The 12870-nt window shown below is 69.1% G+C and carries 12 protein-coding genes; 10 read left to right on the top strand and 2 right to left on the bottom strand.

Features of this window, described 5'->3' with window-relative positions; all coding sequences use genetic code 11:
- Positions 1-55: 55 nt before the first annotated feature.
- Positions 56-646: a malonic semialdehyde reductase gene (locus ASE02_RS06335; protein WP_056732291.1), complete on the bottom strand. Its 591-nt coding sequence runs from the start codon at positions 644-646 to the stop codon at positions 56-58.
- Between the two features lie 23 nt (positions 647-669).
- A complete protein-coding gene (locus ASE02_RS06330; RefSeq protein ID WP_056732289.1) occupies positions 670-1506 on the bottom strand; it encodes a LysR substrate-binding domain-containing protein in 837 nt (278 codons plus the stop codon).
- A gap of 193 nt (positions 1507-1699) precedes the next feature.
- Between ASE02_RS06330 and ASE02_RS06325 the strand changes: the two genes are divergently transcribed.
- The 10 genes from ASE02_RS06325 (at position 1700) to ASE02_RS06280 (ending at position 12861) form a co-directional block, all read left to right on the top strand.
- Entirely contained in the window at positions 1700-2452 is a 753-nt protein-coding gene (locus tag ASE02_RS06325; RefSeq protein WP_235536627.1) for an ABC transporter permease, read from the top strand.
- 15 nt (positions 2453-2467) lie between these two features.
- Positions 2468-3265, top strand: coding sequence for an ABC transporter ATP-binding protein (locus ASE02_RS06320; RefSeq protein ID WP_056732285.1), 798 nt, complete (start codon positions 2468-2470; stop codon positions 3263-3265).
- A complete protein-coding gene (locus ASE02_RS06315; RefSeq protein WP_056732283.1) occupies positions 3262-4425 on the top strand; it encodes an acyl-CoA dehydrogenase family protein in 1164 nt (387 codons plus the stop codon). Before ASE02_RS06320 ends, ASE02_RS06315 begins: the two co-directional genes overlap by 4 nt.
- 28 nt (positions 4426-4453) lie before the next feature.
- The gene (locus ASE02_RS06310) at positions 4454-5557 is read left to right on the top strand and encodes an LLM class flavin-dependent oxidoreductase (protein WP_056732281.1); all 1104 of its coding nucleotides are present in this window, start codon (positions 4454-4456) and stop codon (positions 5555-5557) included.
- Positions 5558-5565: 8 nt separating this feature from the next.
- The gene (locus ASE02_RS06305; RefSeq protein ID WP_056732279.1) at positions 5566-6516 is read left to right on the top strand and encodes a D-isomer specific 2-hydroxyacid dehydrogenase family protein; all 951 of its coding nucleotides are present in this window, start codon (positions 5566-5568) and stop codon (positions 6514-6516) included.
- A gap of 16 nt (positions 6517-6532) precedes the next feature.
- Positions 6533-7375, top strand: coding sequence for a class II aldolase/adducin family protein (locus tag ASE02_RS06300; RefSeq protein WP_056732276.1), 843 nt, complete (start codon positions 6533-6535; stop codon positions 7373-7375).
- Positions 7375-8373 carry an ABC transporter substrate-binding protein gene (locus tag ASE02_RS06295; protein ID WP_056732274.1) on the top strand — a complete coding sequence of 333 codons (999 nt, stop codon included), beginning with the start codon at positions 7375-7377 and terminating at the stop codon, positions 8371-8373. The genes ASE02_RS06300 and ASE02_RS06295 overlap by 1 nt, the downstream gene beginning before the upstream one ends.
- Positions 8374-8558: 185 nt before the next feature.
- Positions 8559-10697 carry a TonB-dependent receptor gene (locus ASE02_RS06290; protein WP_235536626.1) on the top strand — a complete coding sequence of 713 codons (2139 nt, stop codon included), beginning with the start codon at positions 8559-8561 and terminating at the stop codon, positions 10695-10697.
- Positions 10694-11290 (top strand): cysteine dioxygenase, encoded by a 597-nt coding sequence (locus ASE02_RS06285; RefSeq protein WP_056732272.1) that lies wholly within the window; start codon positions 10694-10696, stop codon positions 11288-11290. Before ASE02_RS06290 ends, ASE02_RS06285 begins: the two co-directional genes overlap by 4 nt.
- Positions 11287-12861, top strand: a complete 1575-nt coding sequence (locus ASE02_RS06280; RefSeq protein ID WP_056732271.1) for a rhodanese-like domain-containing protein — start codon at positions 11287-11289, stop codon at positions 12859-12861. Before ASE02_RS06285 ends, ASE02_RS06280 begins: the two co-directional genes overlap by 4 nt.
- Positions 12862-12870: the final 9 nt, after the last annotated feature.

Raw genomic sequence — 12870 nt, 5'->3', positions numbered from 1 at the left:
ATGTCGCCCGGGAGCAGCGGCGGCGGTTTCCCTCGTCGACGGAACAGGCCGCCCGTCAGAGCAGCTCGCAGGCGTCGTCGAAGGCGAGACGCGGCAGCCTCGGAAACAGGTCGGCCTGCGAGGCGTAGCCCAGATTGCAGATGAAGTTTGTCGCAAGGCGCCGGCCCGCGAAGAATTCGGCGTCGACGGCGGCGTGATCGAAGCCCGACATCGGCCCGCAATCCAGGCCCAGCGCCCGAGCCGCCAGCATCAGATAGGCGCCCTGGAGGGTGCCGTTACGGATCGCAGTGACCGCCGCCACCTCCGGATCGGCGAACCAGGCCTTGGCGCCGGGATTGTGCGGGAAGAGCTCGGGCGTCCGCTCGGCGAAGTCCAGGTCGTAGGCGATGATCGCGGTGACCGGCGCATCCAGGGTCTTGGCGCGATTGGCGCTGGAGAGGTGCGGCGACAGCCGCGCCTTGGCCTGCGGTGTGGTCAGGAACACGAACCGCGCTGGGCAGACATTGGCCGAGGTCGGTCCCCACTTGGCCAGCTCGTAGAGGTCGCGCAGCACCGCCTGTGACACCGGCCTGGGCGTCCATGCGTTGGCGGTCCGCGCGGCTCGGAACAGCTGGTCGAGGGCGTGGTCCGGCAGCGGCGCGGTCATGACTGGGGCTCCGGCTTGGTCGTTCATTGGTCCAGCACCGCCGCGTGCATGAGGTCGGCGAGGTGGGTGATGGTCGAGTGCGGGTTGGCGCGGGTGTGGCTGACATAGGCGACGCTCGGCAGGGCCGGCAGCGAGGTCTCCGCGCCGGCGATCAGGCGACCCGAAAACATCTGCGTCCTGCAGCTGACGCCAAGCCCGGCGTTGACCGCCGCGCGCAGCACCGAAAGGCTGGGCGTCTCCAGCACCACGCGATAGGGGCGCCCGGCCGCCTTCAACGCCGCCAGGGCGGCGTCGCGGAAACGGCAGGGCTCCTCCAGAATGGCGAGCGGCAGCACGTCGTCGTCCAGCAGCGCCTCGTCGCCCAGCCAGACGGTCGGCGCGACCCGGATGGCGGCGGCGTCATCGCCCGCCCCCATGCAGAGCACGACGTCGAGGCGGTCCGATTTCAGCAGCTCCAGCAGCTCCTGCGAGCCGCCGACCCGCACCTGCAATTGGACGTCGGGATTGAGCTGCACGAACTGCGACAGGACGCCTGAGAGCAGGGTTTCGGCGAAGTCCTGCACCAGGCCGACCCGCGCAGGCCCGGCCAGGGCGTCGCCGGTCAGGGCCGCCACCGCCCGGTCGTTGGTCGCCAGCATCTCGCGCGCGAAGGTGAGCAGGCTCTGGCCCATCGGGGTCAGCACCAGCCTGCGGCCGTCGCGGTGGAACAGCGGCGCCTGCACCGTCTCCTCCAGCCGCTTCATCTGCAGGCTGAGCGCCGACTGGGTGACGAACACCCGCTCGGTCGCCCGCAGCATCGAGCCGGAGTCCACGATCGCGGCGAAACTCCGCAGCAGTTCGGTGGGCAAATTCACGGCCATCGGGGTGCGTCCACTTATGAGATTCCCTGATAGTTGGGTTGAGGATAAGTCTATTGAGTTGGTAGGAATTAACGGGCTTTCTCGGGAAACGCCAAGCGGATTTTTCCCTTGCGCCGCAAAGCCCGGAGCCCTTCCAGTGTCTCTAACGACGGCCGATAGAAAACCTATCGAACTGCGCCTGCCGAGATTTGCCTTGAGCAATGCTCGTTGGTTGTCGCCGGTTCTGCTGCTCCTGCTCTGGGAGCTGGGCTCGCGTTCGGGGGTCATTCCGCCGCGCATCCTGGCCGCGCCGTCGACCGTGCTGGGCGCCCTCTGGGAACTGACCGCCAGCGGCGAGCTGCCGGCCAACCTCGTGGTCTCGCTGGCGCGGGCCGCCGCCGGCCTCGGCATCGGCCTGGTGGTTGGAACGGTCCTGGCCCTGGTCGCCGGCCTCTCCAAGGTGGGCGAGACGGCGGTCGACCCGCTGATGCAGATCAAGCGGACGATCCCCAGCCTGGCGCTCACCCCGCTGTTCATCGTCTGGTTCGGGATTGGCGAGGCGCCGAAGATCACCCTGATCGCGGTGGCGACGGTGTTCCCGATCTATCTCAATCTGTTCTCGGGCATCCGCGCCGTGGACGTCCGCCTGATCGAAGCCGCCCGCAGCTTCGGACTGAGCCAGGTCCAGCAGATCATCCACGTCATCCTGCCCGGCGCCCTGCCCTCGTTCCTGGTCGGCCTGCGCTACGCCATGGGCGTGGCCCTGCTGGTCCTGGTGGTGGCCGAGCAGATCAACGCCTCGGCCGGTCTTGGCCACCTGATCAACAACGCCCGCGACTTCATGCGCACCGACATCATCGTCGTCTGCCTGCTGGTCTACGCCGCGCTTGGCCTGGCCGCCGACCTCATCGTCCGCTCGCTGGAACAGCACGCGCTGGCCTGGCGTCCGTCCTTCATCAAGTCCTGAGCGAAAGGCCCGACCGTGCCGCCATCCCTCGCCCGCCCCATCCCCGAGACGGCCGACCGTGACGCTCCCGCCGTCCGGGTCCGCAACTTCACCCGCCGCTTTGGCCAGACCGTCGTCCTGAACGACCTGAACATCGACATCGGCCGGGGCGAATTCGTCGCCCTGCTCGGCCGCAGCGGCTCGGGCAAGACCACCCTGCTCCGCACCCTGGCGGGTCTCGACTCCGCCGGCGGCCAGGACGTGACGACGCCGGCGACCCGCGCCGTGGTCTTCCAGGACGCCCGCCTGCTGCCGTGGAAACGGGTCTGGCGCAACGTGGCGCTGGGCCTGAGCGGCGCCGACGCCCGCGCTCGGGCCGAGGCCGCGCTGGAAGAGGTTGGCCTGGGACATCGCCTCGAGGTCTGGCCCTCCACCCTGTCGGGCGGCGAGAGCCAGCGGGCTTCCCTGGCCCGCGCCCTGGTCCGCGAACCTGGCCTGCTGCTGCTGGACGAACCGTTCGCGGCGCTGGACGCCCTGACCCGCATCCGCATGCACGACCTGGTGCTGTCGCTCTGGCGCAAGCACGCGCCGGCCGTGCTGCTGGTCACCCATGACGTGGACGAAGCCATCTCTCTGGCCGACCGCGTGCTGGTGCTCGACGCCGGCGCCATCGCCGCCGAAGAGAAGATCACCCTGCCGAGACCTCGGGAATCGAACGCCGAGTTCCGTGCCATCCGCAATCGGCTGCTCGGCCACCTCGGGGTCGAAGCGCCGCGCGCCGCCCCGGTCGAGGGCGCGCTGATCGCCTTCCCCAGCGGGGAGATCGTGGCGTGAGCGCACTCCTCGCCGAAGCGCCCGGCGCGGCTGTCGACCTGGACGCCCTGCTGCCGGACCTCACCGCCGCCTTCGCCGCGACCGCGGCCGAACATGACCGCGACTCCAGCTTCCCGTTCGAGAATTTCGCCGCGCTGCATCGCCATGGCCTGCTGGCCCTGACCGCGCCGCCGCGCCTGGGCGGCGGCGGGGCCGACCTGCCCACGACGCTGAAGGTGGTCCAGGCCGTGGCGCGGGGCGAACCGGCCACGGCCCTGGTGCTGACCATGCAGTACCTGTTCCACGCCTCATTGGACGGGCGCGGCGGCTTCACCGACGACCTGAAGGCCCGCGTGGTCCGCGACGCCGTCGAGCATGGCGCCCTGATCAACGCCCTGCGGGTCGAACCGGAACTGGGCACGCCCGCACGGGGCGGCCTGCCGGCGACTATCGCCCGGCGCACCGCCGACGGCTGGAGCCTGTCGGGCCGCAAGATCTACTCCACCGGCTCGCCGGCCCTGACCTGGATGATCGTCTGGGCCCGCACCGACGAAGACACGCCGCGGGTTGGCGGCTTCCTGGTGCATCGCGACGCGCCGGGCCGCCGGATCGAGGAGACCTGGGACCACACCGGCCTGCGCGCCAGCGGCAGCCACGACGTGATCTTCGAGAACACGCCGATCCCCGAGCACCACGCCCTGGCGCCGCGCCTGCCCAGCGCGCCGCAGCCGCCCGACCCGGCCATGGCCGTCTGGTCGCCGGTGCTGACGGCGGCGATCTACGACGCCGTGGCGCGCTCGGCGCGGGACTGGTTCGTACAGTTCCTGCTGGATCGCAAACCGGCCAACCTCGGGGAGTCGCTTGCGACCCTGCCCCGGTTCCAGGAACTGGTCGGGCAGATCGACGGCCTGCTGTTGCAGAACCGCGTCCTGCTGGAGTCCGCCGCCGAGGGCCGGCTCGGCGCGGCCCATGGCGGGCTGGTCAAGCACCTGGTCACCGAGAACGCCATCGCCGCCGTCGAGAAGGCGATCGCCGCCACCGGCAATCCGGGCCTGTCACGCGCCAACCCCCTGCAACGCCACTACCGCGACGTCCTCTGCGGCCGCGTCCACACGCCCCAGGCCGACATCGTCCTGACCGGCGCCGGCAAGGCCGCCTTCGCCAGCCTCGCTTCCAATTGACCCTCTTCTCCCTCCCCGGAGCCTGAACATGTCCAACGCCCCCGACCTTGAAATCCTCGGCCTGATCTCCACCCAGTATGCGTCAGAGACCCATGCGGCGCAGAGCGGCCTAATCGACAAGACCTACCTGGCCGCCCACGCCAAGGCCCACGAATACGCCGGCTTCGACCGGGTGCTGATCGGCTACAACTCGGCCGCGCCGGACGGCTTCCAGGTCGCCGCCTACGCCGCGCAACAGACCGAAAAGCTGAAGTTCCTGCTGGCTCACCGGCCAGGCTTCACCTCGCCGACCCTGGCGGCCCGGCAACTCGCCACCCTGGATCATCTCAGCGACGGGCGGCTGGCGGTGCACGTCATCACCGGCGGCTCGGACGAGGAGCAGCAGCGCGACGGCGACTTCCTGACCAAGGAACAGCGCTACGCTCGCACCGACGACTACATCACCGTCCTCAAGAAAGCCTGGACCAGCGAGGGCCCCTTCGATCACGACGGCTCGCACTACCGGGTGATCGGCGCGCCGGCGGCGGTCAGGCCGCTGCAACAGCCGCACGTCCCGGTCTTCTTCGGCGGTGCCTCCGATGAGGCGGTCGAGATCGCCGGGCGGCAGGCCGACGTCTACGCCCTGTTCGGCGAAACCCTGGACCAGGTCCGCGAGATCGTCGGCCGCGTGCGGGCCTCCGCCGCCAAGCATGGCCGGACGATCCAGTTCTCGCTCTCGCTGCGCCCGATCCTCGGCCGGACCGAGGAAGCCGCCTGGGCGCGGGCCGAACACATCCTGGAAGAGGCCAAGGCCCTGAAGGCCGGCGGCCAGGGCCGCCCGACCCGTTACGCCACCGCGCGCGGCGGTCAGCGGTTACTGGAGGCCGCGGCCGGCGGCGCGGTCCGCGACAAGCGGCTGTGGACCGAGATCGCCGCCCTGACCGGCGCGCAGGGCAACTCCACCTCGCTGGTGGGGACGCCCGAACAGGTCGTGGACTCCCTGCTCGACTATTACGACCTCGGGATCACCAAGTTCCTGTTCCGCGGCTTCGACCCGCTGGAGGACACGATCGACTACGGCCGCGAACTGCTGCCGCAGCTTCGCGCCGCCGTCGCCGAACGCGGCGCGCCCAAGATCCTGGCCGCGGAGTAGCCGCCGTCATGAGCCGGCTTGTCGTCGCCAGCCAGTTGAACGCCGCGTTCAACACCGCCTTCGCAGAGGCCCTGCCCGATGTGGATATCGTCGGCGTCCCGGTCGGGCCGCCGGCCGCCCTGCCCAGAGGGACGGAGGTGCTGATCGCCGCCCCCTTCCGCAAGGCGGGCGGTTCTCTGCCGCCCAGCCCGCCGCCGGGTTGGCCGTTCAACGTAAAGTGGGTGCAGCTGGTCTCGGTCGGGATCGACTTCTACCCCGACTGGCTGTTCCAGGGGCCGGCCGTGACCTCGGCGCGAGGCTCCTCCGCCGTCGCCTTGGCCGAGTTCGCGCTCGCCGCCATCTTCGCCCAGGCCAAGCGGCTGCCGGAGATCTGGATCGACCGCTTCGAACAATGGGCGCCGACGCCCATCACCCTGGTGGCCGGCAAGACCCTAGGCCTGGTGGGCTTCGGCTCCATCGGCCAGGCGCTGGCCCCGCGCGCCCGCGCCCTGGGCCTGAACGTCGTCGCGGTCCGGCGCTCGCGTGAACCGATCGCCGAACCCGGCGTCGAGCAGTTGGACGATCTGGGCGAGCTGTTCGCCCGCTCGGACTATGTGGTCCTGGCCGCCCCGGCGACGCCTGAGACCACGCGGTTGATCGGGCGCAAGGTGCTGGCCCTCGCCAAGCCTGGCCTGCACCTGATCAATGTGGCGCGCGGCGCCCTGATCGACGACGACGCCCTGCTGGAGGCGCTCGACGACGGCCGCGTGGCGCTGGCCAGCCTCGACGTCACCCACCCCGAACCCCTGCCCTTCAACCACCGCTACTACGGGCACCCCAAGGTGAGGCTGTCGCCGCACACCTCGGTCCACACCCCCGACACCCGCCAGAACCTCGCCGCCCAGTTCGCCCAGAACCTCGCGCGCTTCCGCCAAGGAACGCCGCTGGAAGACCTGGTCGACACCGTGCGCGGCTATTGAGAGCCAGGAGCCGACCATGAACCTCCCCGTGCAACGCCCCCTGGAGGGCGTCCACCCGACCAAGATCGAGACCGTGCTGCCCGAGCGTAGCTTCGGCGCCCCCGGCGCCGTGCCGCAGCAGCCGACGCTGGAAGCCGAGCGGCTCTATCGCAAGCAGCGGCTGGCCGCCGGCTACCGGCTGTTCGCGCGCAACGGCTTCGACATGGGCGGGGCCGGACACATCACCGCCCGCGACCCGGAGTTTCCCGACCACTTCTGGGTCAATCCGGCGGGCGTCCATTTCAGCCGGATCACGGTGTCGGACCTGATGCTGGTCAGCCACGAGGGCGAGATCGTCCAGCCGCCGGCCCGCGCCAAGCCGCGCCTGAACCGCGCGGCCTTCGCCATCCATTCGGAGTTGCACAAGGCGCGGCCCGACGTGATCGCGGCGGCCCACTCCCATTCGCTCTACGGCAAGGCCTGGTCGGCGCTCGGCCGCCTGCTCGATCCCCTGACCCAGGACGCGGCGGCCTTCTATGACGACCACTCGCTGTTCACCGAGTTCTCGGGCGTCGTGCTCGATACCAGCGAGGGCGAGAAGATCGCCGAGGCGCTCGGCCCCCGTAAGGCGGTGATCCTCCAGAACCACGGCATCCTCACCGTCGGCCAGACCGTCGAGGCGGCGGTCTGGCGCTACCTGGCCCTGGAGAACGCCTGCCAGGTCCAACTGCTGGCCGAGGCCGCGGGCCAGACCCGTCCGATGCCGCCGGAGGTGGCGCGCCACACGGCCAGCCAGATCGGGTCGGAGATCGGCGGGGTCTACGCCTTCCAGCCCTACTGGGACATCGTCAGCGAAGAAGAGCCGGACCTCTTCGACTGATGACCTCGCTCCTCGATCTGTCGCGCCGCTCCGTCCTTACGGGCGCAGCGGCCCTCTCGGCCTGCGGGCCCGCCAAGCCGCCCGTCGGTGACGCCGGCGGCGCCACCCTGCGGGTCGCCACCTTCAAGGGCGGCGTCCAGAACCTGCTGCGCGCGGCGGGTCTCGATCAGACACCCTACAAGGTGCAGTACGCCGAGTTCGTCGGCGGCAACCTGATCACCGAGGCCATCGACGCCCGCGCCATCGATCTGGGCTCGATGAGCGAGATCCCGCCGGTGTTCGTGGCCGGTCGCCCGACCCTGCTCCGGCTGGTCGCGGTGCAGAAGGGCGACGTCAATTCGCAGGTGACGCTGATCCCCAAGTCTTCGCCGATCGCCTCGGCGGCGGACCTGAAAGGCAAGCGCGTCGGCTTCGTCCGCGCCACGACCGCGCAGTATTTCCTGGTCCGGCTGCTGGCCGAACAGGGCCTGACCCTCGCCGACATCGAGCCGGTGGCCCTGTCGCCGCAGGACGGCCTATCGGCCTTCAGCCAGGGCTCGCTGGACGCCTGGGTGATCTATGGCGTCCAAGGCAACCTAGCCCGGGCGCGGCTGGGCGCGCGAGTCCTGACCACGGGACTTGGCAGGCTCTCGGGAAACTATCTCCACGCGGCCCTCGCCGAGGCGCTGAAGGACCCACCCCGACGCGCGGCGATCGTCGACCACCTGGCCCGCGCCAGGCAGGCCTACGCCTGGGCCGAGGCCAATCCCGAGATCTGGGCGGCGGCGCAGTCCAAGGCCACCGGCGTTCCGATCGAGATCTATCGGCAGCAGCACCAGGAGCGCAGCGCCCGCACCGAGATCGCGCCGGTGAACGCGCTGGCGATCGCCTCGCAGCAGACCGTGGCCGACACCTTCGCCCAGATCGGCGCGATCCCAGCCAGGGTGGATGTTCGCCCACTTTGGACAGACGAACTAAACAGCGAGATCGCCAACGCAAATATTCCGCCCAAATTATGATCGGTGGAAATCTCATCTATGAGCCATCTCGATAATAGAAATACTATCTAAGATCTTAGCTAATGTTCGTTGCCGGAAATTTCGAGAGACTGTTGAACGCCTTTGTCACAAAACGGGGCGTCAAAATGAAATCTACTTCGAACAACACTTCTCGCCGCCGCGCGCTGCTTGGCTCAGCGACCTTGGTGGCGAGCATCGCCGCCTGGTCAGGTTCAGCCGCCGCCCAGGGCGTCGAGGCCGCGGCCACCGACGCCAGCACCGTTGAGGAACTGATCGTCACCGCCGAGCGCCGGGCGACCAATCTTCAGGACACCCCCATCGCCATCTCGGCCTTCAGCGCCCAGGCGCTGGCTGATCGCAAGATCGACAGCATCCGCGACTTGGCCGGCCAGGTTCCGAACCTGTCGGTCAGCCGCGTCACCATCAGCCACACCACCCAGACCTATTCCCTGCGCGGCGTCGGCGAGAGCGATCCAATCCAGGAACCGGTGCTCGCCGTCTATGTCGACGACGTCTATATCCCGCGCCAGATCGGCTCGATGATCGAGTTCAACGACCTTGAGCGGATCGAGGTCCTGCGCGGTCCGCAAGGCACGCTCTACGGCCGCAATTCCAGCGCCGGCGCCCTGCGGGTCATCACCCGCGATCCTGGCCGCGAGCTGCGACTGAAGGGCGAGGTGGGACTGGGAAACTACGGCGCGGTCGACGTGCGCGCCCTGGTCGAAGGGCCGATCAGCGACACCCTGTCGGGCAGCCTGTCCTACATCCACCACAGCCGCGACGGGGTCACCGACAACCCGACCCTGGGCCACGACGTCAACCGCATCGACCTCGACGCCTATCGCGGCAAGCTGCGCTGGACGCCGAACGACGACCTCGACGTGCTGCTGACCCTGAACGCCCTGCGCGACCGCAGCGACAGCCGCTCCTACATCCCCGTCCGCCAGCCGGGCGGCGGGTTCGACAAGGGCCTGTCGTTCTCCGAAGTCGAACCCAAGCAGGACCTGAACCAGATCTCCGGCTCGCTGCGCATCGCCTATGACCTAAGCGACGCCCTGCAGCTGAAGTCGATCACCGCCTATGGCGGCTTCAACCTGAACCCCGTCAACTACGATAACGACGGGGAAGCGGCTCTCATCCAGAAGAACCTGATCCACTACAACGACCAGTACTACACCCAGGAACTTCAGCTGAACGGCGACTACGGCCGGATCAAGTTCACCACCGGCCTCTTCTACCTGCATGAGCGGTTCTACGTGGAACGCGACGGCTACAGCCGCCGCAACGCCCAGAACACCAACCCGGTCACCACGCCGGGCAACTACAACTTCCTGCGCGCCCACAACGTCACCAACACCGACGCCTATGCGGTGTTCGGCGAAGCGACCTGGAGCGCCACCGACCGGCTGAAGATCACGGCGGGCCTGCGGTGGACCAACGAAGAGAAGACCTTCACCTTCGACAACGCCGTGCTCAACCTGGCCGGCCAGGTGGTCGCACCGTCGATCAAGGGCCAGTCCGACAAGATCTGGTCGGCGATCACGCCCAAGCTGTCGGTCCAGTACGCCTGGACGCCCGACATCCTGCAGTACGTGACCTATTCGAAGGGCTTCAAGTCTGGCGGCTTCGACAACCGCGCCACCCGCCTGGACCTCGCCACCCTGCCCTTCGCCCCGGAAGACGTGATCACCTACGAGACCGGCCTGAAGAGCGAGCTGCTGGACCACCGGCTGCGGGCCAACCTGGCGGTGTTCTACAACGACTATCAGAACCTCCAGGTCGCGTTCTACGACCCGGCCTATATCGGCAGCCGCCGCGGCAACGCCGGCCAGGCGCACAGCTACGGGGTGGAGCTGGAGACCGAGGCGCGGATCACCGACGCGCTCTCCGCCCAGTTCTCGGCCGGCTATCTGTTCGCCGTCTATGATGAGTATCGAGGCGCGGGCGGCGCGGGCGTCAACGCCGACGGCAATCGCCTGACCAACTCACCGCGCTGGAGCCTGTCAGGCGGCGCGACCTGGGACGTTCCGGTGCAGATCCCCGGCGCCCTGCGGGTCGGCGTCAACGCCCAGTACCAGACCAAGACCTATTCCAACGCCATCCCGTCACCGGGCGGCCAGCACGAGATTCCGGCCCAGGGCTTCCTGAACGCCGTCGCCACCTGGACCTCGCCGGACCCGCACTGGTCGGTGGTGCTGTCGGCCCGCAATCTGCTGGACTCAGGCAAGCTGGTGAGCTCGACCTACACCCCGAGCACGGGGGTCTATTATCAGAACTTCCCCGATCCCCGGACCGTACTGGTCACTCTGAGGTACGCCCTGTGACGACCAATCTCCCCCGCCTTCGGAACTTCATCGCCGACATCGCAACCCTCCTGGACGCCACCGCGGACGAGGCGTTGATCCTGGAGACGGGGGGGAACCTGCTGGCCCAGCTGACCGCCCACGACGACTGGCTGCCCGACGCCTTCGCCCAGCCGAACCCTGAGCGCTACACCCAGTACCTGCTGCATTGCGACAGCCTGCAACGGTTCTCCGTGGTGAGTTTCGTCTGGGGTCCTGGGCAGTCGACCCCGGTGCACGACCACACGGTCTGGGGCCTGGTCGGGGTGCTGCGCGGCGCCGAGCGCTCCCAAGCCTATCGGCGCGAAGGATCGAGCTTTGCGCCCCACGGGTCCGAACATCGGCTCGAAGCCGGCGAGGTCGAGGCGGTGTCGCCGACCATCGGTGACATTCATAAGGTCTCCAACGCCTTCGACGACCGCACCTCGATCAGCATCCACGTCTACGGCGCCAATATCGGCGCGGTTCGTCGGGCCACCTATGACGAGGCTGGCCGGCCCAAGCCCTTCATCTCCGGCTACTCCAACACGCTGCTCCCGAACCTCTGGGACGCTTCCAAGAGCTTGACCTCATGATTACGCAGACCGCGCCCGCCGACGTCCGTCTGGAGTGGATCGCCCGCCGGGAGATCGCCCTCATCGACCTGCGTGAGGAAGACCCCTTCGCCAAGGACCACCCGCTGTTCGCCGCCCAGCTGCCGCTCAGCAGGCTGGAGGTCGAGATCCTCGACCGCGTGCCGCGCAAGGCGACCAAGATCGTGCTCTATGACGACGGCGAGGGCCTGGTTCCGACAGCGGCGCAGCGGCTGCACGCGCTCGGCTACACCGACGTCACCGCCCTGGCCGGCGGGCTCGAGGGCTGGCGGCGCGGCGGCTATGAGCTGTTCCAGGACGTCAACTCGGCCAGCAAGGCGTTCGGCGAACTGGTGGAGAGCCGTCGCCACACCCCGTCCCTGCCCGCGCCGGAAGCCAAGGCCCTGATCGAGCAGGAGACAAACCTGGTCGTGCTCGACGCCCGCCGCTTCGAGGAATACCAGACCATGAGCATCCCGCGCGGGGTCAGCGTGCCTGGAGCGGAACTGGTCCTGCGGGCCCGCGAGATCGCGCCTGATCCGGCCACCACCATCATCGTCAACTGCGCGGGCCGCACCCGCAGCATCATCGGCGCGCAGTCGCTGATCAACGCCGGCCTGCCCAACAAGGTCTTCGCCCTGCGCAACGGCACGATCGGCTGGACCCTGGCCGGCCAGACCCTGGATCATGGCCAGGACGGCCGCTTCCCCGAGGTCGCCACGAACCGCGAGGACGAGGCCCGCGCCGCCGCCCGCGCCGTCTCCTATCGCGCCGGGGTGAAGCACATCGACGTGCGCGGCCTGGGGATACTGGCCCGCGAGACCACCCGCACGCTCTACCGCTTCGACGTCCGCACGCCGGAAGAATACGCCGCCGGCCACATCCCCGGTTTCCGCAGCGCTCCGGGCGGTCAACTGGTGCAGGAAACCGACGTCTTCGCGCCGGCGCGCGGCGCCCGCATCGTGCTAGCCGACGACCGCGGCGCGCGAGCCGATATGAGCGCCTCCTGGCTCGCCCAGATGGGATGGGAGGTCTACGTCCTCGACGGCGGCTTCGATGCAGCTCTGGCCAAGGGCGCCTGGGCGCCGAGCCTGCCGGAAAAGCCGGACGCGCCGACGATCTCGCCCGCTCAACTGGCCGAACGACTTGGTCGCGATGAAGTAGTGGTCCTCGACCTCGCGGCCAGCCCCGTCCATCGGCGCGGCCACATCACCGGCGCCTGGTTCGTGGTGCGCAGCCGGTTGGCGGCCGCCCTGGCCCAACTTCCGGAGGGGCGCGATTTCGTCCTCACCTCGCCGGACGGCGCGCTCGCCCAGTTCGCGGCGAGCGATCTGGAAGCCCTGACCGGCCGTGCGCCGCTGGTGCTCGAAGGCGGCACGGCGGCCTGGATCGCGGCCGGCCATGCACTGGAGACCGGCCTGATCCGCGCGGCCAGCGAGCCGGACGACGTCTATCGCCGCCCCTATGAGGGCACCGACAACGCCACCGCCGCCATGCAGGCCTATCTCGACTGGGAATACGGCCTGGTCGACCAGCTCGCCCGCGACGGCGCGCACGGCTTCTACGTGATCTGAGGAGACGAC

It is taken from the genome of Phenylobacterium sp. Root700, from assembly GCF_001429025.1.
Classification (GTDB): domain Bacteria; phylum Pseudomonadota; class Alphaproteobacteria; order Caulobacterales; family Caulobacteraceae; genus Phenylobacterium.
The sequence above is the reverse complement of the archived record's forward strand: the minus strand, read 5'-3'. Positions and strand labels throughout refer to the sequence as shown.

Bases quoted from the DNA above. Each gene is read 5' to 3' on its own strand.
- ASE02_RS06300 (WP_056732276.1), top strand. From the start codon at position 6,533: ATGAACCTCCCCGTGCAACGCCCCCTGGAGGGCGTCCACCCGACCAAG.
- ASE02_RS06305 (WP_056732279.1), top strand. From the start codon at position 5,566: ATGAGCCGGCTTGTCGTCGCCAGCCAGTTGAACGCCGCGTTCAACACC.
- ASE02_RS06335 (WP_056732291.1), bottom strand. From the start codon at position 646: ATGACCGCGCCGCTGCCGGACCACGCCCTCGACCAGCTGTTCCGAGCC.
- ASE02_RS06330 (WP_056732289.1), bottom strand. From the start codon at position 1,506: ATGGCCGTGAATTTGCCCACCGAACTGCTGCGGAGTTTCGCCGCGATC.
- ASE02_RS06280 (WP_056732271.1), top strand. From the start codon at position 11,287: ATGATTACGCAGACCGCGCCCGCCGACGTCCGTCTGGAGTGGATCGCC.
- ASE02_RS06310 (WP_056732281.1), top strand. From the start codon at position 4,454: ATGTCCAACGCCCCCGACCTTGAAATCCTCGGCCTGATCTCCACCCAG.
- ASE02_RS06295 (WP_056732274.1), top strand. From the start codon at position 7,375: ATGACCTCGCTCCTCGATCTGTCGCGCCGCTCCGTCCTTACGGGCGCA.